Genomic DNA, 20,878 nt, shown 5'->3' on the forward strand with positions numbered 1-20,878 from the left:
ATCTCCGCCGCCGGGCCGCACGCGCGGCCCGGTACCGCGGAAACGTCTACAGGGGGAATGACATGAAACAGCATCGTATCGCCCGCGCCGGCCAACATGCCGCTACGCTGGGCCTGATCCTGGGGATGGGCCTGCTGGCCGCCTGCCGCAGCCATGCGCCGGCCACGGACGGTCCTGCCGAAGCCACCGCCGTGCAGTTCCCGGAGGCCTCCAGGGCCTCGTTGAAGGAAGGCATCTATCCGGACGTCGCCGACCTGCGCCGCTTCGCGCCGGGCATGAGCAAGCGGCAGTTGTACACGCTGCTGGGCACGCCGCATTTCAATGAAGGCATGTGGGGCGTGCGCGAGTGGAACTACCTGTTCAACTTCCGCACCGCGCAGGGCGCGGAGTACTTCACCTGCCAGTTCCAGGTCCGCTTTGACAGCAAGGGCATTGCCCAGGCGGGGTACTGGAAGCCGGAATCGTGCGCGGCCGTGCTGGAGCCGCCGCGGCCACCGGCGCCGCTTGCACCGGCACCGCTGCCGGAGCAACCCCTGCGGCTGTCTGCCGACGCGCTGTTCGGCTTCGACAGCGCTGTACTCAGCGCCGAGGGCCAGCAGGCGGTGCAGGGCATCCTGGCGCAGGTGCGTGAAGCCGCACAGGTGCAGTCGATCCGGGTGACCGGCTACACCGACCGTATCGGCAGTGCCAGCTACAACCAGACCCTGTCGCAGCGCCGCGCCGAGGCCGTGCGCAGCGCGCTGGTGCAGGGCGGCGTGCCTGCAGCCAGCATCAGCGCCGAAGGGCGCGGCGCGGCCGAGCCGATCGTGCAGTGCGAGCAGCGCAATCGGCGCGCGCTGATCGCCTGCCTGGCGCCAAACCGTCGCGTGCAGATCGCCGGAGTGGCACAGCCGCGCTGAAATCCCCTCACCGGGGCCAGGCCCCGGTCCCGAGTCCCCCCTGACCGCCGGCAGGCGTGGCAACGTCTCCCCCGTCGTCCACGCCTGCCTGCGGCTCAGGTTTTCTAACGGTGCACGCGATGAACGCTCAATTCCTGCCTCTTTCCATGAAGACGGAAACCACACTCAGCGTGTACGGCCAGCTCGGCAACCATGCCGTGGTACGCATTCCCGGGCGGCGCCTGCCAGGCCTGATCCTGCAGGCAGACACCGTGGCCGGCTTCCTTGCCCAGCTGCAGGAAGCCCAGGCCTGCCTGCGCAGTGGTCGCGCACAGCGCACCGACGCCGAACTGGACATGCTCATCGACGTGTTGCAGCAGTGGTATGCGCTGATCGAATCGCGCCTGGCCGACGCCGGCGAGGCACTGTAGAAGAAAAAGGGGACGGAGGGGATTAAGTCGTTCCCGGCACGGCAGGGACATGGACGACTTAATCCCCTCCGTTCCCTTTTCTGTGTCATGCGCGTGCGCGGATCAACCAGCAGGCAGCACCCACGCGGACCCGATCGCCCTCGATGAATGGTGTGAATGCTGCCAGCGCCTGGTCGCGCAGCCCGGCGGCCTCCGCTTCGGGCAGCGCCCGCAGCGCCTGGCCCACCGGGCCCAGCTGGCCGACGTAGGTCGGCAGCTCATCGCGTGCGATCGAACACGGAAGGTCCACCGCAACCACCTCCACATCCTTCCAGCCGGCAGCCTGCAACAGGCGCTGCACGCGTTGGCCATCTGCGAAGGCGAACTGTCCCGGGGCACCGGGTGCGCGCGGCGGAAGCTCAAGCGCATCGCCGATCGCGCGCTCGGCCGTGGTCATGAATGGATTCTCGTCAGCGCTGCGCCAGGCAATGAAACGCAGGCCGGCACCGGGCCGCGTGGCGCGGTGCAGGTTGGCGAAGGCCGCACCGGTATCCTCGAAGAACATCACGCCCAACCGAGATTGGATCCAGTCGAAGTGCGCGGTGGGCAACGGATGCTGCTGTGCGTCGGCGACGATGAAGTCTGCGTCCAGCCCTGCCGCCTCGGCGCGTTGACGGGCCAGCGCCAGCATCGGCGCGGAGATGTCCAGGCCGGTGCAGTGCGCCGACGGGCGTGCGGCGGCTGATGCCAGCAGGCTGGCCCCGGTACCGCAGCCGATGTCGAGCAGTTGCGTGACGGTTTCCGGAAGTTCGGCCACGAGCAGGTCGGCCATCGGCTGAAACAGGCCATCGAGAAGGGCCTGCTGCGCAACCCAGACCTGGCCGCCAGGGCCGTTCCACAGGGCGTTCTGATCAAGGGGGGGGGGCTGGCCATGGCCTTGCCTCGGTGGGTAGTTGCCCATAGGTTGGCGCTTGAAGGTCACTTGAGGTCAAGCCCGTGCGCGAACTGGATATTGGCGAGGTGGTCAAGCGCAGCGGCGTGCCGGCCTCGACCCTGCGCTACTACGAACAACTTGGGCTGCTGCAGGCACTGGGCCGTCGCGGCCTGCGCCGGCAGTACGACGAGCAGGTGCTGGAACGGCTCGCGTTGATCGGCCTCGGCCAGGCGGCCGGTCTGTCGCTGCAGCAGATCGGGGCATCGCTGCCACTGCAGCGCGGGTGCATCTCCCTGGACCGGGAGGCCCTGCTGGCGCAGGCCGATGTGCTGCAGCGGCAGATCACCCGGCTGCAACGGGTGCGCCGGCACCTGCAGCGCGCGGCGGCCTGCCCGCAGGCGGAGGACGCCCGGAAGTGCGGTTCGTTCCAGAAACTGCTACGTGCGCAGCAGCGCATGGCGGGTCGGTGAGAGAAGCATCCACGCATGGCGTGGATCTACTTCACCACGACCTCGGTAGATCCACGCCATGCGTGGATGGAATCAATCGCGGGTACTGACTTCCCAGGTGGCATGCAGCACGCCCGGCACCTGCTCCATCCGTGCCAGCACCACGTCCAGTTCATCGGCACTCACCGCCGTACTGACCAGCACCGCGATCACATCGGTAGGCGCGTCGGCATGCTCGACCAACTGCACATCGCCCACCGGATACTGCGCCGCTTCCAGCGCATCGACCAGGCGCTCGCGCACGCGCGGCACGGCTTCGGCATCCACGCTCAGGCGCACTTCGTAGGTCGCCTCGGTGGCGGCCTCATTGATCGGAATGCGGTTGATCGCATTCACCAGCGGCCGCAGCAGGGTGTTTCCGGCGATGATCAGCACGGTCAGCAGCACGCCTTCGGCCAGCATGTCCGCGCCGGTGCAGCTGCCTACCGCCGCAGAGCATCACAGGGTGGCGGCGGTGTTCAGGCCGCGCACGTTCATGCCTTCCTTCATGATCACGCCGGCGCCAAGGAAGCCGACGCCGGAGACCACGTAGGAGATCACCCGCACCGCCTCGGCGCTGCCGGCGATGCGCATGCCCAGGTCGACGAAGGCAGCGGCGCCGACGGCCACCAGCACGTTGGTGCGCAGGCCGGCGGTGCGCTGCCGGTACTGGCGTTCGGCGCCGATGAGCGTGCCCAGTACGAAAGCGGCCAGCAGGCTGACCACGGTGTCGGCGAAGGGACCGGCCTGGAAGGTCTCAATGAAGCGCATGGCCGGAGTCTACCCGGTCGAGGTGACAGTAGATCCACGCCATGCGTGGATTTCCAGCGGTCCACGCCACGCGTGGTTAGTCAGCGTGCCAGAAACGACTTAATCCCCTCCGTCCCCTTTTTGCGGGGTCAGTCGGTGTCCTCGACGCGCTCGCCCATCAGCTCGCGCTGGCGCTTGTCCAGTTCCTCGGCGTAGCGCTTGCGCACGAAGGCTTCGGAGACGACGCCCAGCACCTGGCCGTCGGCGCCGACCACCGCCAGTTCGTCGGCCTGGGTCTGGTCGAAACGCTGCATCACGCTGACCACGTCCGCGGCCGGCGACAGTGAAACGTCACGGTTCTCGGCCAGCTCGCCGATCATGGTCTCCGGTTTCACGCCATCGCCGTAGACCCGTGGAATCTGCACGATGCCAGCGTAGTGGCCCTCGCTGTCGATCAGGATCACCCGGCTGCCCGAGCCCAGCGGGAAGCGCTGGCGGAACGCGGCGGCATCGAGATCGGCCGGAGTAGTGGCCACGCCCTTGCGCATCAGCCGGCCGGCGTTGAGGTTCTGCACCCAGCCCACGTCGCGGGCGCTCTTGATGGTCTCGCCGCGCAGGTGCATGCGCCAGGTCGAGAACGAGTAGCCGAACCACTGCCGCACCAGCGTGCTGGACACCAGTACCGCGCTCATCACCACGCTGGTCAGCAGGAAATCGTGCGTGCCTTCCAGCACCAGCATGGCCATGGTCATTGGCGCGCCGACCACCGCCGCGGCCAACGCTGCCATGCCGGCCAGCGCGGCGGACGTGGCGTCGATTACCGGCACGCCGGTGGCCATCGCCAGCAGGCCGGCGAACAGGGCGCCGACCAGGGTGCCCATGAACAGCGAGGCGAAGAACAGGCCGCCACGGAAGCCGAAGCCCAGCGAGATGCCCGAGGCCAGGCACTTCAGGGTCAGCAGGCCGCCGATCCAGATCAACGGCAGGTGGGTAGTCAGGTCCAGGTGCAGCGCGCCATGGCCGGACGACAGCACCTGCGGACTGGCCAGGGCCAGCGGGATCAGCAGCAGGCCACCCACCACCGGGCGGCCCCACAGCGGCAACGGGCTGCGCTTGACCCTCCCTTCAATGGACGCGATCAGGCGCATGATGACAATGCCGACCATCGCGCAGCAGCAGCCCAGCAGTCCGTAAATGGCGTAGTCGGCGGCGCGTACGTCTATGGTCGAAGCGGCGGGCAGCAGGTAAGCCTCGATGCCGGCCTGATCGGCCACGAACGCACCGGCCAGTGCGGCCACGGCCACCGGTGCCAGCGCAGCGGGGGTGTAGGCGCCGATGACGATCTCGAAGGCGTAGAACGCACCGGCTAGCGGCGCACCAAACGCAGCGGCGATGGCACCGGCGGCACCGGCACCGACCAGGATGCGCACGTCGTTGCGACGCAGGCGCATCACCCGGCCCAGCTGCGAGCCGCTGCCCGCGCCCATCTGCGTATACGAAGCCTCAAGGCCGACCGACGCGCCGCAGCCGTTGGACAGCAGGGTCTGGGTCAGCACGATCAGGTTGTCGCGCATCGACATGCGGCCGCCGTGCAGCGCATTGGCTTCCACCGCATCGAGCAGTGGCCGTTTCAGTCGCGTCGCCGCCAGGCTGACCAGGCCGACCAGCAGCCCGCCCAGTGGCAGCACCAGTAGCGCGGTCCAGGTCAGCGAGGGCAGGGAGCTCAGCCGCATGCCGTCGTCCAGCCCATACAACGTGCCCTGCAGCCAGCGCGCGATGCCCGACTGCAGCAGGGTCAGGTAGCCGGCGATCAGGCCAACCAGCAGCGCCAGCGCGATGAACCACAGGTCGCTGCCGCGCAGCCGCAGGCGCAGGCCCTGGAAGGCCAGATGCAGGCGCGATGGCGGAACGGGCGAAGACATGGTGGCGGCATGATACGCCGCCACCGTGAGCGCCACCGTCACCGCATCGGGCGGCTACCGGCTCAGAAGCGGTAGCGGCCCTGTACGTAGAAGGTGCGCGGCGCGGCCACCATGCGGCCTGCGTTGCCATCGACGTTGCGGGTGTACCAGCGCTTGTCGGCCAGGTTGTTCACGCCCAGCGCGATCTCGCTGTTACCCAGCCCCGGCACCTGCCAGGCCACTTGGGCATTCCACAGGCGTACGCCCGGCACGCGTCCCACGCGCGCGTCAGCGCTCTCGGCCCAGGTGTTGGCGGCGTCGGAGAACTGGCCGCTCTGGTGGGTGCTGGAGACGTTGAAGGTCCAGCCGGCCAGCGCGTAGCGGGCGCCGATGCTGTCGGTGTCGCGCGAGTAGAACGGCACGTCCAGGCCACGGTTGTCGCCGGACTGCTGGATCGCCTTGGTCCAGGTGTAGTTGGCGTACAGCTCCAGCCCGGCCAGCGCGCCGTCCTCGGCGAAGTGGTACTCCAGTGCGCTCTCCACACCCTTGTGGTCGGTGGCACCAATGTTCTGGAAGGTGGGCGGGGTGATGCCCGGCACCTGCAGGATCTGGTTGTCGAAGCGCATCTTGAACACGGTCACTTCCGCGCGCAGTGCCCCATCCTGCCAGCGTGCGCCCAGCTCGGTGGTCTTGGCCACTTCCGGGTTCAGCGGATTGCTGGCGGTCTGCGAATTGAGCTGGATGTTCTGTACCGGTCCGAACGAGGTGGTGTAGTTGCCGAACACGGTCAGCTGCGGCGTCAGCAGGTAGGCGATGTTGAGCGAGGGCAGGGCCTTGTCGTTGCGGCTGCTGAAGGTCGCCGTGCCTCCGGCCTGGCGGCGGTCCATGTCGATCCATTCCATGCGCACGCCCGGCGTGATCCGCCACTGGCCGATCGCAATGCGGTCGTCGATGTAGAAGGCGTGCGCGTCGGTGGCGTTGTCGAAGCGGGTGGTGGCACTGGCCGCGCCGGTGCGGCGGGCGACGGTGTAGCTGCGGTCGTTGCCGCGCTCGCGCAGGAAGCGGTAGCCGGCGGTGATGTCATGCACCGCGCTGCCCCAGTGCAGGCGCTGGGTATAGCGCGGCTCGATGCCAAGCACGCGGTAGTCGCGCGGCTGCACGGTCAACTGGGTGTTGGCGGCGTTGATCAGCGAGCTGGCACGGGTGCTCTCGTTGTAATAGGCCAGCACCTCGAACTCGCTGTTGGCCGACAGCGTGTTGGTGTAGCCCAGGTCGATGCCGGTGCGGTGGCCCTTCCAGAAATCGGTCGGCCGGGTGTTCTGGAACGGATCGGCCTCGTACTGCGCACGGGTCAGGCCGCCCGGGGTCAACGAGCGCACGTCGTAGTAGGACAGCTTGGCACGCAGCTCCTGCTGTTCGTCGATGGCGTAGGCGAACTTCAGTGCGAGATCGTTGAAGCGGTCATCGCTGCCCTGGCGCCAGCCGCGGCCGTCCTGGCCGGAGTACAGCAGGGCTGCGCCCAAGCCGTTGTCGCCGGTGCCGCCGAGGAAGGCGTTGTACTGGGCGCTGTCGCCGCCGCCATGGTCGTAGGCGGTGTAGCGCACGCCGGCTTCGCCGTGCAGGCCGGCCTCGGTGGGAATGGCGCGGGTGCTGAAGTTGATGATGCCACCGACGTTCTGCGGCCCGTAGCGCACCGCGCCGCCGCCGCGCACCACGTCGATCGATTCGATGTTGGACAGGCTGGTCGGTGCGAACGACAGCTGTGGCTGGCCATACGGCGCCACCGCCAGCGGAACGCCGTCCAGCAGTACGGTCGAGCGCGGCGAGTAGCGCCCGGTCAGTCCGCGCACGCCGATGTTGAGCGAGACCGAGCTGCCGGCCGTGCCGGAGTTGTCGGTGACCTGCACACCCGGAATACGGCGCATGGCATCGCCGATGCTGGCCGCGCCGCTGGCCTCGATGCGCTGGCGGTCGACCACGGTGCGCGCGCCGGCAAAGCGCTTGACGCTGTCATGCAGGCCGGTACCCAGCCAGCTGCCGGCGACCTGGATGCTGTCCAGCGTGGTGGCGCCGTCCTGGGCGAAGGCACGGGTGGTCGGGAGCAGGCACAGGGCGAGGGCGGCGGCCAGGGGCAGGCGGGGCGGTTGCAGGGCGAGGATGGGCATCGGTGCAGGCTGTGGAAGGTCGTAAATGAGAATTATTGCTGATTCCATTCGCTATTGGAATGCGCCTCCGGTTCATGCCGATGCCCCGGTGATAGAGTGGGCGATTGCTTACTGACTCGCTGAGATCTGCCATGTCCCAAGCCGCTTTCTACCCCGTCGGAACCCCTGGCCAGCCGTGGGGAGCGGCGGAACGGGAGGTGTGGCGTGGCCGCCAGCAGCGCCTGCGTCGCTATGACGAGGAGGTGCTGCCCCGCATCGAGGCGCTGGCATCGCGCTTCGACAAGGTGGCCTATGGCCAGCTCGACTACGCTGGCGAGACCTACACTCTGTTCGCCCTGCGCAGCCGCGATTGGAACCCGGTGCTGCCGGCTGCCCTGGTTACCGGTGGCGTGCACGGTTATGAGACCAGCGGCGTGATGGGCGCGCTGGAATTCCTCGAAAAGCACGCCGCCGACTACGCCGGCAAGGCCAATCTGCTGGTGGCGCCGTGCGTGAATCCGTGGGGCTTCGAGCGCATCAACCGCTGGAACTTCGATGCGATCGACCCGAACCGCAATTTCCGCGCCGATGGCCCGGCCCGCGAGTCGACCGCGCTGATGGAGCTGATCGCACCGATCAAGGACCAGTTCGTGCTGCACATCGACCTCCACGAGACCACCGACAGCGACGAGAGCGAGTTCCGCCCGGCGCTGGCCGCGCGTGACGGCAAACCGTTCGAGCCGGGCCTGATTCCCGATGGCTTCTACTTGGTGGACGACAGCGAGAACCCGCAGGCGGCGTTCCAGCAGGCAGTCATCGCCGCGGTGGAGAAGGTCACCCACATCGCGCCGGCCGACGACAAGGGCGAGATCATCGGTTCGCCGGTGGTGGCCCACGGCGTGATCGAGTACCCGCTGGTGAAGCTGGGCCTGTGTGCCGGCATCACCGGTGCGACCTACACCACCACCACCGAGGTCTACCCGGACAGCCCGCGGGCGACCCCGCAGCAGTGCAACGACGCCCAGGTGGCAGCGGTGTGCGCGTCGCTGGATTACGCGCTCGCCCATCGTTGACCGGTAGTGCCGGCCGCTGGCCGGCAACCACGCGACAACAGGATTGCCGGCCAGCGGCCGGCGCTACCTCACCCCAACGCGTCGGCCCACCACAGCGCCGCTGGCCCCGGCGGCGTGTCGCGGCGCCACAGCAGGTCGCTGTGGATGCGCCGCGGCCACCCGGGCAGGGTCAGTTCCACCAGTTGCCCGCGGTCGTAGCGCTGCACCAATGCGCGGGGCAGCTCGGCCCAGCCGATGCCATCCTCGGCCATCTCCATCACCATCAGGTAGTCGGTGGCGGTCCACGCCAGCCCGGTAACCGCCCGCGCATGGTCGACCTCCGCGCTCAATCGCACCTGCCGGTACCGTGCCAGCTGGGAAGCTGCGCGACGGCCGGCGTCGGCCAGCGCATGGTCGCGCGCCACATACACCGACAGTTCGCTGTGATGGGCCAACGGCCGTGCCACCAGACCGTCCGGGTAGCTTTCCTGGCGCGGCAGCAGGCCCAGCGCTGCGCGACCACTGCCGACCAGTTCCAGCACGTCTTCGCCTTCGGCATCCAGCCATTCCAGTTCGATCTCGGGGAACGCTTCGGCAAAGCGCTGCAACACGCGCTGCTCCGGGTCGAGCTGATACACGTCGGAGAACACCACGGTCAGCCGCGCTTCGACCGGGGCGGCCAGCCGCACGCTCAACTGCTGCAGGCGGGTATCGGCGGCGAGGATTTCCTGGGCATGGGCGAGCACCTGGCGCCCGGCTTCGGTCAGCTGCGGGTAGCGTCCACTGCGGTCGAACAGGCTGACGCCCAGGTCCGCCTCCAGGTGGGCGATGGCGGTGCTGACCGTCGATTGGGTCTTGCGCAGGCGACGCGCCGCCGCCGAGAACGATCCGAGCGCGGCCGCTTCGACGAACGCCTGCAGGGATTCAGGGGAATAGGGCATTGATCCATCGCTCCTATCGATGGTATCCATTTTGAATCGACCGTAAAAGGCGATGATACTGTCCGCCGTCGCCCCTGTCTGCGGGGCATCCACGCATGGCGTGGATCTACTGAGGGCGGGGCGCTGTCCGCGTCCCGCAAGGAGTTTCACATGTCCCGTACTGTTCCCGCCCGTGGCGCGCTGGTCGCCTGGGCCTGCCTGACCGTGGCGATCGTTGCCGAAGTGGTCGGCACCTCGTTCATGGCCCATGCCGCCCGCGATGGTGGCTGGACCGGCTACCTGATCATGGCCGGCGCGTTGGCGCTGTCCTATTACTTCCTGGCCCTGTCGGTCCGCCGCATCGCGGTCGGTGTCGCCTATGCGGTGTGGGAAGGCCTGGGCCTGACCCTGCTGACCGTGGTCGGCCTCACCGTGTTTGGCGAGAGTCTGTCGCTGCAGCAGCTGGCCGGCCTCGTGCTGGCGGTGGTCGGCATCGTCTGTGTCACCCTCGGGGAGGCGCACTGATGAATACCCTGGCCCTGTTTTTCGTGATCTGTTCCGCGCTGATCGACGTTGCCGCCAACATGATGGTCGCCAAGTCGGAGGGCTTCCGCCGCTGGCGCTGGGGCGTCGGCGCGGTCGTCATGGTCTGGATCGCCTTCGCCCTGCTGGGCCAGGCGGTGCGCTACATGGACCTGGCCACCGCCTATGCGATGTGGGGTGCAATCGGCGTGATCGGTACCGCCACTTGCGGCCGCCTGCTGTTCGGTAACCGCCTGCGGCTGATCGGCTGGGTTGGCATCGCCCTGGTCACGGCGGCGGTACTGCTGCTCAGCACCGCCAAGTAGCAGCACGCCCGGTCGCGAGCGGGGCGGCGATGATGCAGCGATTTGCGAAGTCGCCCGCGCTCATCGACACTGCGGTTTTCCACATGGAGTGCCCGCATGTTCAGCCACATCACCGTAGGAACGAACGACATGGATGCCGCGCGTCGCTTCTACGACGCCCTGTTCGCTGCGATGGCCGCGCGTGCGGGCGTATTCGACGAGAAGGGACGGCTGCTGTACTTCAAGGATGGACGGATGTTCGGTGTAACCGCGCCGATCGATGGGCAGCCAGCGTGCCATGCCAACGGTGGCACCATCGGTTTCAGTCTGGGCAGTGCAGAGGCCGTGCGTGCCTGGCAGGAAGCTGGAGTGGCTCACGGTGGTACCGCCATCGAAGATCCGCCCGGCGTCCGCAACATGTCCGGTCGGCAGGTGTTCCTGGCCTATCTGCGTGACCCGGATGGCAACAAGCTGTGTGCGGTGCATGTAATGTCGTGATCGGACAGGATGCGCGTGGCCGCGCCGCAGGCGGTGCGCGCGGCCCGCGCAAGCAAGGGTGCGTCGCAGCGCGCGCGTGATACCACGGAATGAGCGGACGGGCCTGCGACCACAGGCCGCAACTTCATGCTCTGTCCACTGCGGTTCAGCCAGAATCGGTCGGCTAACCCTTTGATCTACCGGAGAACGCCGCCCCATGGAAGTACTGGAGCCGCAACAATCCCCGGTGCGCACCCTTCGGCCTGTGTTCGCCTTCGCGGCGATCGTTGTCGTGGCGTTCGCGCTGTTCGTCAGCCTGTTTCCGCTCGGCGCGGGCCGCCTTCTGCTCAAGGCACAGGACTGGGCCGCCCTCAACGTCGGCTGGTACTACCTGCTGGCCATGACCCTGTACCTGGTGTTCGTGGTGGGCGTGGCGCTGTCCAAGTACGGTGGCATCAAGCTGGGTGCCGACCATGACGAGCCGGAGTTCAGTTACCTCTCATGGGCCGGCATGCTGTTCGCCGCCGGCATCAGCATCACCCTGTTCTTCTTCTGCGTATCCGAACCGCTGACCCACTACCTGCAGCCGCCGCAGGGCGATCCGGCCGCAGGCGAGGCTGGCGCGCGCCAGGCCATGCAGCTGCTGTTCCTGCACTGGGGCCTGCACGGCTGGGGCGTGTTCGCGCTGGCGGCGATGGCGATGGCCTACTTCGCCTATCGCCACAACCTGCCACTGGCCCTGCGCTCGGCGCTGTACCCGCTGATCGGCAAGCGCATCAATGGCCCGATCGGCTACACCGTGGACGCGCTGGGCATCGTCGCCACCGTATTCGGCATCGGTGCCGACATGGGCTTCGGTGTGCTGCACCTCAATGCCGGCCTCTCGCACCTGTTCGACATTCCGCACTCCAACCTGGTGCAGATCATCCTGGTGGTCAGCATGATGGGCGCGGCCGTGGCCGTGGCCGTGTCCGGCGTCGAGAAGGGCGTGCGCTGGATGGCCAACATCAACATGCTGCTGGCGATCGCGCTGGTGCTGTTCATGCTGTTCGCCGGGCCGACGCAGTACCTGTTCGGCACGCTGATGCAGAACCTGGGCGACTACCTCGGCAGCGTGGTCGGCAAGAGTTTCGATGTGTATGCCTACGGCGGCCGACCGGAATGGCTGGGCGGCTGGACGGTGTTCTACTGGGCCTGGTGGATCGGCTGGGCGCCCTTTGTCGGGCTGTTCATCGCGCGCATCTCGCGCGGCCGCACCATCCGCGAATTCGTGTTCGGCGTGCTGCTGATCCCGCTGGGTTTCACCCTGGCGTGGCTGTCGATCTTCGGCAACAGCGCGCTGGACCAGGTGCTGCACCACGGCCAGCAACAGTTGGCGCAGCTGGCGGTGGATGATCCACCGACCGTGCTGTATGCGCTGCTGGACGGCTACCCCTGGAGCCGCGCGGTGATCACGGTGACAGTGCTGGTCAGCTTCATCTTCTTCGTGACCTCCGCTGACTCGGGGGCGGTGGTGTTGTCCACGCTGTCCTCGCATGGCGGCGCACCCGAGGATGATGGTCCGCGTTGGCTGCGGGTGTTCTGGGGCACGGTGATCGCGGTGCTGACCGCGGGCCTGTTGCTGGCCGGCAGTATCGACGCACTGAAATCGGCGGTGGTGCTGGCGTCGTTGCCGTTCTCGGCGATCCTGTTGTTGATGATGTGGGGGCTGACCCGCGCCTTCAGTGACGAATCGCACCGCAAGCGCGCGCTGCAGTACCGGCCATCGCCGTTGATCGGAGACGATCGCCATCACCAGGGCTGGCGCCAGCGCCTGAGCCAGGCGATGCATTTCCCGGTGCGCGACCAGGTCTACCGCTTCATGGATGACACGGTGAAGCCGGCGATGGAAGCGGTGGCCGAGCAGCTGCGCGGGCAGGGCTGGGACGTGGCCACGCGCTTCGAGGCGGGCGACATGGAGTTGACGGTCAACCATGGCGAGCAGCAGGACTTCCTGTACCGGGTGATCCTGAGCGGTTACCTGACCCCGTCGTTCGCCGCACAGCAGCTGCGCAACCAGCGCTACTACCGCGCCGAGGTGCACCTGTTCGAAGGCAGCCAGGACTACGACCTGGTGGGCTACAGCCGCAAGCAGATCATCAACGACATCATCAGCCAGTACGAACGGCACCTGCAGTTCCTGCACCTGAGCCGGTGATGCACATTGATGGTAGTGCCGGCCGCTGGCCGGCAACGCGTACGGGGCGGCGCATCACCGCCGCCCCGTTGGTGCATCAGAACCGGTAGCGCGCGCCCAGCGAGACGAACTGCCCGCGCAGGTTGTACTGGCTGATGTCGAAGCCGTTGGAGCCACCGGCCGGGTCGAACGGCGGGTCCTTGTCGGTCAGGTTCAGCACCGACAGCGACAGCGTGGTGTTGGCAATCCCTTCGTACGCCACGTACAGGTCCAGCTGGTGGTACGGCTTGACGCGGTCGCGCAGGCCCGGGTTGCTGGTCGCCGTCGCCACGCGCTGGTCGTAGCCGCTCACGTACTGCAGGCTCAGCGTGCTGCTCCAGTCACCGACCGCCCAGTTCAGCGACGTGGTGCCGCGGGTGCGCGGCAGCGCGCCGTGGCGGTTGTTGCCGGCCCCGTCATAGGGCGACTGGCCGGCCACCAGCGGCTGCTTGAAACTGAGCAGGTGGGTCCAGCTGCCGGCCACGGTGAAGTTGCCCCAGCCGTCGGTACGGAAGATGCGGCTGGCGTCCAGATCCAGGCCCGAGGTGGTCAGTTCGCCCTGGTTGGCGTACTGGTTGGTGATGAACTGGATGCGTCCCTGCGCATCACGTTGCACGCGACCGGGGAACAGCGTCGGGTTGTCGACGATGAACTGCGCGCTGTCCGGCTTGACCAGGTTGTCCTGCTCGATGCGGTACCAGTCCACGCCGATGCTGGTATCACCATCCGGCGACCACACTGCACCCACGTTGAAATTGCGCGAGCGCTCCGCCTTCAGATCCGGGTTGCCGGTGCGGATATTGGTCACGCCACGGCTGCCGCCCGGTTGCAGCGGATCCAGCGGATCGATCACCGAGCCGTAGCTGACGGTCTGGCCCGGCGCGATCTCCGGCAGCGAGGGGGCGCGGAAGCCACGCGAGAACGAACCACGCAGCAGCAGGCTGTCCAGCGGCTGCCAGCGCAATGCCACCTTCGGCGAGAACGCCTTGCCGAAGTCATCGTAGTGGTCGCCGCGGCCCGCAACCTGCAGTTCCAGCGTGCGGTGCAGCGGCACGCTCAGTTCGGCATAGGCGGCGCTGACCTGGCGCTCGCCATTGACCACGTTGATGGCCGGACGCAGTTCGGTGCCCGACAGCACCTGCGCACTGGTGCGCGCGTCCAGCGATTCCTTGCGGAACTCGGCACCCCAGGCGAAGCCGACCGCACCGGCCGGCATCTCCCACAGCGAGGTCGAGGCCTTCACATTCAACGCGTGCAGCTTGTACCAGCCGGGGCGCTTGGTCTGCAGGCGCAGTGCATCCAGCGCGCCCGGTGTGCTGGACGGGTTGAGGAAGTTGTAGCTGCCATCGCGCAGGATCTGCTCGAACGCATAGCGATTGACGAAGTTGTCGACGTACTCGCGCTGTGCACTCTGCGAGGTCAGCGCTGCCACTTCCCAGTCCCAGCGTTCGCCGCTGCCGCGCACGCCCGCCAGGGCACGGTAGAAAACCTGCGTGTTGTCCTTCAGGCGCGGGCCGAGGTCGAAGAAGGTGTACTCGAACGGCAGTGGCGTGCTGCCAGGGTTGTTGGGATGGCCGACCGGCAGCACCGCCGGCACGTCGATCAGCGTGCCGGTGGCCGGGTTGTAGGCGCGCAGGCCGGGGCCGACGGTCAGCGGCGCGCTGAAGATCTGGTCGGCCTCGTTGTGGCTGTACAGCACATCGGCGAAGGCCTCCACGCTGTCATTGAAGCGGTAGGTCGCGCTCAACGAGGCCTGCAGGCGCTCGGCGCCGGGTTGCAGGGTCTTGAATGGTTGTGCATTGAAGGCGCAGGCCTGGCCGGGCAGGGTGCTGCCGAAATCGCTGTAGGGACGCAGCTGGCTGCCATCCGGGCAGTTGGCGAACGGTTGCGGCGCGCGCGGGTTGGACAGCCAATTGCCACCGGCGGTGGACCAGCCGGCCAGGCGTCCGCCGGGCTTGTCGCGGAAATCGCCGCTGCGGGTATAGGCGCGCTGGTCGGCGTCGAGGCGATCACGCTTGAGCAGGTCCAGCCCGAACAGCACGTTCCAGCCCTGCTGCTCCAGGTCGCCGAAGCCGGCCAGCAGGTTGGCCTTGCGTTCGTCCAGGCCGCCCTGTGTGGCGGTACCGAAGCCGCCGCCCACTTCCACGCCCTGGAAGTTCTTGCGCAGGATGATATTGATGACGCCGGCGATGGCATCGGAGCCGTACACCGCCGAGGCACCGTCCTTCAGCACTTCGATGCGTTCGACCGCGCTGATCGGCAGCGCGTTGAGGTCAACGAAGGTGTCCTGGGTATTGAGCGCGAAGCCGAAGTTGGAGACGCGATAGCCGTTGACCAGCACCAGTGTGTTCTTCGGCGACAGGCCACGCAGGCCGATCGAGGCCGAGCCGGCGGCGAAGCTGCCGGTGTACTGCTCGTCGAAGCTGTTGCCGGCATTGGCCGACAGGTTGCGCAGCACGTCGGTGAGGGTGGAGCGGCCGGTCTGCTCGATCTGTTCACGGCTGACGATCTGCACCGGGTTCGGCCCGGCGGTATCGCTGCGCTTGATGTTGGAGCCGGTCACCAGCACGGCGCCGAGGGTGGTGCTGTCCTTGCCGGCATCGGCGGTTTCAGCGGCGCTGGCAGTGCCAGCGGTGAGGCTCAGCGCGATGGCGCCGGCAAGCAGGTTCAGGGTGGTGCGGTACATGGAAGCGACAACGCCGAACGGGGGAGGAGCCGTCAGTACCGCATGCAGGTACATGCGCCTTCCAATGACGAAAGCGCATTCAGTTATACATCACAGGTTCTTAACGAAAGTCGGTGCCTCCGTTGGAGCAGACCCACTCGGTGGGTGCCGGACCGATCTTTGGTGGGTGCGGACCGTTGGTCCGCACGCCCCTGTAGAGCCGAGCCTACGCTCGGCTCCACACACTGGCCGGAAACAGCCGAGCATGGCTCGGCTCTACAGAAGGCAATGCCAGCCCATCAAGGCCGCAGCAGCACCTTGCCGTTGCGGCCCGAACCGGCCCCGGCCTTCGCCGCCTGGGCGATGTCGTCCAGCGCGAAGATCTGCTCCACCGGCAAGGTCAGTTCGCCGCTCGCCGCACGCTTCAGCAGTTCGCCAACCAGCCGGCGCTTGTCCTCCACGGCCATCGCCTGGCTGACCTTGCTGCCCCAGAAGCCCTTCACCGTGGCCTCCTTGTAGATCAGGCCGCCGGCCGGGATGCGCATCGGTTCGCCGCTCATCACCCCGAACGACACCAGCGTGCCGTGGTGGCCGAGCAGGTCGACCAGGTCACCGCTGGCGTCGCCGCCGATGGAATCCACGGCGGCCGCCGCCTGTGCTTCGCCGGTCGCTTCACGAACGCGATCCTTCCAGCCGTCCACCGAGGTGTCGAACACATGATCGATGCCCAGCGCCTGCAACTGCGCGACCGCATCGGCGTTGCGCACCAGGTTGGCCACATGCACGCCACGCGCCTTTGCCAACATGGCCAGCGACTTGCCGACCGCGCCGTTGGCGGTGTTCTGCACGATCCACTGGCCCGGCTCGACGTGCAGGAATTCCAGCAGCATCAGCGCGCTCAGCGGCATCGCGATCAACTGTGCGGCCATCTCGTCCGGAATCGCCTCCGGCATCGGAATGACCATGCGTGCCGGTGCAATGAACGCTTCGGCCCAGGTACCGTGTACCGAGGCTGCGGCGACGCGTTGGCCGATCTGCAGGCCGTCGACGCCGTCGCCCAGTGCGTCGACCACGCCCAATGCTTCGCTGCCGCCAATCGCCGGCAGCGTCGGCTTGTAGCCATACAGCCCGCGCACGGTCAGCAGGTCGTGATTGTGGATCGAGGCCAGCACGGTGCGGATGCGCACCTCGCCGGGACCAGGCTCGGGCAGGGCGGCATCGGCAATGGCGAGGACGTCGGCCGGGTTGCCGAAGGAGGAGTACTGGGCAGCGCGCATGGGCGGTGTTCCGGGGAAAGTGGATGTTGTACCGAACTGGGGACGCAGGGCATGTCGACAAGGCGTCGCTGCTGCAACACGGCATCCTGCGACTGATCGTCGCGACATGTGCTGATTACCGCATCTTGTGTTGACGGTTCGAGATGTCCCCACTATGTTGTGGCCGTCACTCCCGGTCAGCCGCCGCCGCCGGACATGCAGCAAACGTCCCGCGGCCCGCCCCTGAAGGCTCGCCGTGTCGACGCGGCCGCCATCGTGCGGACGCAGGTCGCCCCCACGGCCCGGATACCGGCCGCAGGCGCAGGCAGATGCCGACGACCTACGTTCCCGTGCCCTGGCAATCCACCCGTTCGCCCCGTGCGCCGGTATCGCGTTCAGGGCCGCCATGGCATCGACCGCCAACGCGCGTGCGAGCCTGGAGTTTCACCACCATGACCGACAGTACCTTCCGCGTGGCCGATCTGGCCGGCGCCGGCGACGCCTTGCGCGCCGGTGGCGAGCGCGTGCCGACCTGGATCACCAAGGAGGCCGGCAACCGCCGCCTGCCGTTCGAGGCCGAGCGCCTGCAGCGCAGCATCGACGCCGTGCATGCCGAGTTCCCGCAGCTGGACGTGAGCGACTATCGCCGCGTGGTGCAGGCGATGGTCGAGCGCAAACCGAGCATCAGCGCCGACGACCTGGTCGATCTGCTGATCCGTGAGGCCGAATCGCGGGTGGACCTGGTTGCACCCGAGTGGGAACAGTTTGCCGCGCGCATCTACCTGCGTCGCCTGTACAAGCGCGCCAGCCGCAACCGCTTCTACGATGTCGGCCTGAAGTACGGTTCGTATGTGGGCCTGCAGGAGAGCCTGGCTGACCGCGGCATCTACAGCAACGACATCCTGCGCTGCTATTCCAAGGAAGAGCTGCAGCAGGCCGGCGAGATGATCGACCCGGAACGCGACCGCCTGTTCGCGTACAACGGCCTGTACCTGCTGGCCACGCGCTACCTGGCCAGCGATCGCAGCCGCGAGGTCTACGAACTGCCGCAGGAGCGCTGGCTGACCATTGCGCTGTACCTGATGCAGGAGGAAAAGCCGCGCGAACGGCGCATGCAGCTGGTCGGTGAGGCGTACTGGGCGCTGTCCAACCTGTACATGACGGTGGCCACGCCGACCCTGGCCAACGCCGGCAAGGTCGGCGGCCAGCTGTCCAGCTGCTTCATCGACACGGTGGACGACAGCCTGCAGGGCATCTATGACTCCAACACCGATATCGCCCGCGTGTCCAAGCACGGTGGCGGCGTCGGCGCCTACCTGGGCTATGTGCGCAGCAGCGGCGCGCCGATACGGGGCGTGGCCAATTCCTCCGGCGGCGTGGTGCCGTGGATCAAGCAGCTCAACAACACCGCGGTGTCGGTCGACCAGCTTGGCCAGCGCAAGGGCGCGGTGGCGGTGTACCTGGACATCTGGCACCGCGATATCGAGGCCTTCCTGGATCTGCGCCTGAACAACGGCGACCAGCGCCTGCGCGCGCACGATGTGTTCACCTCGGTGTGCGTGCCCGACCTGTTCATGGAAGCGGTCGAGCGCCGCGCCGACTGGTACCTGTTCGACCCGCACGAGGTGAAGCAGGCCAAGGGCTGGTACCTGCAGGACTTCTACGATGAGACGCGCGGCGCGGGCAGCTTCCGCGACCGCTATGCCGAACTGGTGGCCGATGAGCGCATCAGCCGCCGAACGGTGAAGGCGATCGATCTGTTCAAGCGGATCATGCTCAGCCAGTTGGAGACCGGCAATCCGTTCCTGTTCTACCGCGACGAGGTCAACCGCCGGAACCCGAACAAGCACGCGGGCATGATCTATTCCAGCAATCTATGCACCGAGATCCTGCAGAACATGAGCCCGACGCGGATGATCCAGGAGATCGTCAGCGGCGACCAGATCGTCACCACGCGCCGCGCCGGTGACTTCGTGGTCTGCAACCTGTCCTCGATCAACCTCGGCCGGGCAATCAGTGCGCCGGATGACCTGCTGGCCACCGACGTGCTGGAGCGCCTGATCCCGATCCAGGTGCGCATGCTCGACAACGTGATTGACCTCAACGCGCTGCCGGTGCCGCAGGCCACCATCACCAACCGCAAGTACCGCGCCATCGGCCTGGGCACGTTCGGTTGGCACCACCTGCTGGCGCAGCAGGCGATCCAGTGGGAGTCACCGGATGCCGAGGATTTGGCCGACCGTCTCTACGAGCGCATCAACTTCCTGACCATCCAGGCCAGCGCGCAGCTGGCGAAGGAGAAGGGCAGCTACCCGATGTTCGCCGGCAGCGATTGGCACAACGGACGCTATTTCAGTGACCGCGGCTACAGCGGCGCCGCGTGGGACAGCCTGGCCCGCGAGGTTGCCACGCACGGCCTGCGTAACGGCTGGCTGCTGGCCGTCGCGCCGAACATGAGCACCGCGCAGATTGCCGGTTCCACCGCGTCGATCGACCCTATCTACAGCGCGTTCTACTACGAGGAAAAGAAGGACTTCCGGCGGCCGGTGGCGGCTCCGGGCCTGTCGCTGGAAACCTGGCCGTACTACGAGAAGGGGGCGTACAAGGTCGACCAGTTCGCCAGCGTGCGCCAGAACGCGCGCCGCCAGCGCCATGTCGACCAGTCGATCAGCTTCAACCTGTATGTGCCGAGCACGATCCGCGCTAGCACCCTGCTGGAGCTGCACCTGAGCGCCTGGCGCGAAGGCCTGAAGACCACCTACTACGTGCGCTCCAACGACATCGACATCAGCGATTGCGAGTGGTGCGCCAGCTGACCATCCACGGTAGCGCCGGGCCACGCCCGGCGAGCGCATCGCGCGGCCGTCGCACATTCCGCCGGGCATGGCCCGGCGCTACCCCCTGCAGGTAAGACCATGGCAACCCCCCTCGACCGCATCAAGATCCTCGAACCGCGCCATCCCAACCGCAGCACCGGCATCATCAACGGCCGTACCAGCGGCATCCTCAACTGGAACGATATCCCGTATCCGTCCTTCTATCGGGCCTACAAGGAGCTGTCGACCAACTTCTGGATTCCCGACGAGGTCGACATGAAGCTCGATGCCCGCCAGTACGGCGAGCTCAACGCACGTGAAAAGAACGCCTACGATTCGATCATCGGCCTGCTGGCCACGCTCGACTCACCGCAGACCCGTTTCATCTACAACGTCGCCGAGTACATCACCGACCCGGCCGCGCACGCCAATGCCGCGATCATCGGCCAGCAGGAAGTGATCCACAACGAGAGTTACAGCTATGTGCTGGCCTCGATCACCGACCTGCCGAACCAGAACCGCATCTTCGAGATCGCCCGCACCCACCCGACCATCATCAAGCGCAATGCGCCGATCATGGGGGCGTATGACGATTTCATGCGCGAGAAGACCGCCGAGACCCTGCTCAAGTCGTTGATCCAGTCCTCGATCCTGGAGGGCATCAATTTCTATTCCGGGTTCGCGTACTTCTACAACATGGTGCGGCAGAACCGCATGAACGGCACCGGCAAGATCATCAGCTTCATCAACCGCGACGAGCTGGCCCACACCAAGTTCATCAGCGAGGTGATCCGCGCCATCGTCGGCGAAAACCCGGAGCTGCAGACCAACGAGCTGACCGCCTACGTACACCAATCGTTCGAGCATGCCATCGAGCTGGAGACGCAGTGGTCGTCGGAGGTGCTGGATGGTATCGACGGCATCGACGTGGACGAGATGGTGCGCTACGTGAAGTACCGCGCCAACAAGATGGCCGGCATGCTCGGCATCGAGCGCCTGTACATCGACACCACCGACAACGTGATGCCGTGGATCAAGGCCTACGCCGACAACTTCACCGAGACCAAGACCGACTTCTTCGAGATGCGCAATGCAAGTTACAAGAAGACCAACGTCGACAACGGCTTCGACGATCTCTGAGCCTG

The 20,878-nt window shown here is 66.9% G+C and carries 16 protein-coding genes and 1 pseudogene; 10 read left to right on the forward strand and 7 right to left on the reverse strand.

Features of this window, described 5'->3' with window-relative positions; genetic code table 11:
• Nucleotides 1–62: 62 nt before the first annotated feature.
• Both ACTXG9_RS15950 and ACTXG9_RS15955 read left to right on the forward strand, forming a co-directional pair.
• Entirely contained in the window at nt 63–899 is an 837-nt protein-coding gene (locus ACTXG9_RS15950; protein WP_188250236.1) for an OmpA family protein, read from the forward strand.
• Nucleotides 900–1,018: 119 nt separating this feature from the next.
• The gene (locus ACTXG9_RS15955) at nt 1,019–1,309 is read left to right on the forward strand and encodes a DUF6959 family protein (RefSeq protein ID WP_019659952.1); all 291 of its coding nucleotides are present in this window, start codon (nt 1,019–1,021) and stop codon (nt 1,307–1,309) included.
• An 85-nt stretch (nt 1,310–1,394) separates the two neighbouring features.
• Here the strand turns inward: ACTXG9_RS15955 and ACTXG9_RS15960 are convergent, their stop codons facing one another.
• Nucleotides 1,395–2,249 carry a class I SAM-dependent methyltransferase gene (locus ACTXG9_RS15960; RefSeq protein WP_456115689.1) on the reverse strand — a complete coding sequence of 285 codons (855 nt, stop codon included), beginning with the start codon at nt 2,247–2,249 and terminating at the stop codon, nt 1,395–1,397.
• A gap of 35 nt (nt 2,250–2,284) precedes the next feature.
• On the opposite strand from ACTXG9_RS15960, the gene ACTXG9_RS15965 reads away from it, so the two are divergent.
• Complete coding sequence (locus ACTXG9_RS15965; protein WP_019659950.1) at nt 2,285–2,692, forward strand: MerR family transcriptional regulator; 408 nt, start codon at nt 2,285–2,287, stop codon at nt 2,690–2,692.
• 72 nt (nt 2,693–2,764) lie between these two features.
• Here ACTXG9_RS15965 and ACTXG9_RS15970 read toward each other — a convergent pair.
• From ACTXG9_RS15970 to ACTXG9_RS15980, 3 genes and pseudogenes are all read right to left on the reverse strand, one after another.
• Nucleotides 2,765–3,481, reverse strand: a pseudogene (locus tag ACTXG9_RS15970) (MgtC/SapB family protein).
• 128 nt (nt 3,482–3,609) lie between these two features.
• A complete protein-coding gene (locus tag ACTXG9_RS15975) occupies nt 3,610–5,382 on the reverse strand; it encodes a chloride channel protein (RefSeq protein ID WP_050584657.1) in 1,773 nt (590 codons plus the stop codon).
• Nucleotides 5,383–5,444: 62 nt separating this feature from the next.
• Nucleotides 5,445–7,526 carry a TonB-dependent receptor family protein gene (locus ACTXG9_RS15980; RefSeq protein ID WP_197575851.1) on the reverse strand — a complete coding sequence of 694 codons (2,082 nt, stop codon included), beginning with the start codon at nt 7,524–7,526 and terminating at the stop codon, nt 5,445–5,447.
• 131 nt (nt 7,527–7,657) lie between these two features.
• Between ACTXG9_RS15980 and ACTXG9_RS15985 the strand changes: the two genes are divergently transcribed.
• Nucleotides 7,658–8,578 carry a M14 family metallopeptidase gene (locus tag ACTXG9_RS15985; protein ID WP_021204276.1) on the forward strand — a complete coding sequence of 307 codons (921 nt, stop codon included), beginning with the start codon at nt 7,658–7,660 and terminating at the stop codon, nt 8,576–8,578.
• A gap of 68 nt (nt 8,579–8,646) precedes the next feature.
• Here the strand turns inward: ACTXG9_RS15985 and ACTXG9_RS15990 are convergent, their stop codons facing one another.
• Nucleotides 8,647–9,498, reverse strand: a complete 852-nt coding sequence (locus tag ACTXG9_RS15990) for a LysR family transcriptional regulator (RefSeq protein ID WP_021204275.1) — start codon at nt 9,496–9,498, stop codon at nt 8,647–8,649.
• Between the two features lie 150 nt (nt 9,499–9,648).
• Here ACTXG9_RS15990 and ACTXG9_RS15995 point away from each other — a divergent pair, with 150 nt between their 5' ends.
• The 4 genes from ACTXG9_RS15995 (at nt 9,649) to betT (ending at nt 12,978) form a co-directional block, all read left to right on the forward strand.
• Complete coding sequence (locus ACTXG9_RS15995) at nt 9,649–10,002, forward strand: SMR family transporter (protein WP_019659945.1); 354 nt, start codon at nt 9,649–9,651, stop codon at nt 10,000–10,002.
• On the forward strand, nt 10,002–10,325 hold the full coding sequence (locus ACTXG9_RS16000; protein WP_021204274.1) for a DMT family transporter: 324 nt from the start codon (nt 10,002–10,004) through the stop codon (nt 10,323–10,325). Before ACTXG9_RS15995 ends, ACTXG9_RS16000 begins: the two co-directional genes overlap by 1 nt.
• Nucleotides 10,326–10,421: 96 nt before the next feature.
• Nucleotides 10,422–10,802, forward strand: coding sequence for a VOC family protein (locus tag ACTXG9_RS16005; protein ID WP_021204273.1), 381 nt, complete (start codon nt 10,422–10,424; stop codon nt 10,800–10,802).
• A 196-nt stretch (nt 10,803–10,998) separates the two neighbouring features.
• Nucleotides 10,999–12,978 carry a choline BCCT transporter BetT gene (gene betT / locus ACTXG9_RS16010; RefSeq protein ID WP_111098135.1) on the forward strand — a complete coding sequence of 660 codons (1,980 nt, stop codon included), beginning with the start codon at nt 10,999–11,001 and terminating at the stop codon, nt 12,976–12,978.
• Between the two features lie 76 nt (nt 12,979–13,054).
• Here betT and ACTXG9_RS16015 read toward each other — a convergent pair whose 3' ends face one another.
• Nucleotides 13,055–15,682: a TonB-dependent receptor gene (locus tag ACTXG9_RS16015; RefSeq protein WP_111102435.1), complete on the reverse strand. Its 2,628-nt coding sequence runs from the start codon at nt 15,680–15,682 to the stop codon at nt 13,055–13,057.
• Nucleotides 15,683–15,960: 278 nt separating this feature from the next.
• The gene (locus ACTXG9_RS16020; RefSeq protein ID WP_111098134.1) at nt 15,961–16,938 is read right to left on the reverse strand and encodes a zinc-binding dehydrogenase; all 978 of its coding nucleotides are present in this window, start codon (nt 16,936–16,938) and stop codon (nt 15,961–15,963) included.
• Between the two features lie 431 nt (nt 16,939–17,369).
• On the opposite strand from ACTXG9_RS16020, the gene ACTXG9_RS16025 reads away from it, so the two are divergent.
• Complete coding sequence (locus tag ACTXG9_RS16025) at nt 17,370–19,733, forward strand: ribonucleoside-diphosphate reductase subunit alpha (RefSeq protein ID WP_206621416.1); 2,364 nt, start codon at nt 17,370–17,372, stop codon at nt 19,731–19,733.
• Nucleotides 19,734–19,832: 99 nt separating this feature from the next.
• Entirely contained in the window at nt 19,833–20,873 is a 1,041-nt protein-coding gene (locus tag ACTXG9_RS16030; RefSeq protein WP_206621417.1) for a ribonucleotide-diphosphate reductase subunit beta, read from the forward strand.
• Nucleotides 20,874–20,878: the final 5 nt, after the last annotated feature.

The sequence above is a fragment of the Stenotrophomonas maltophilia group sp. LNF247 genome (genome assembly GCF_054083135.1).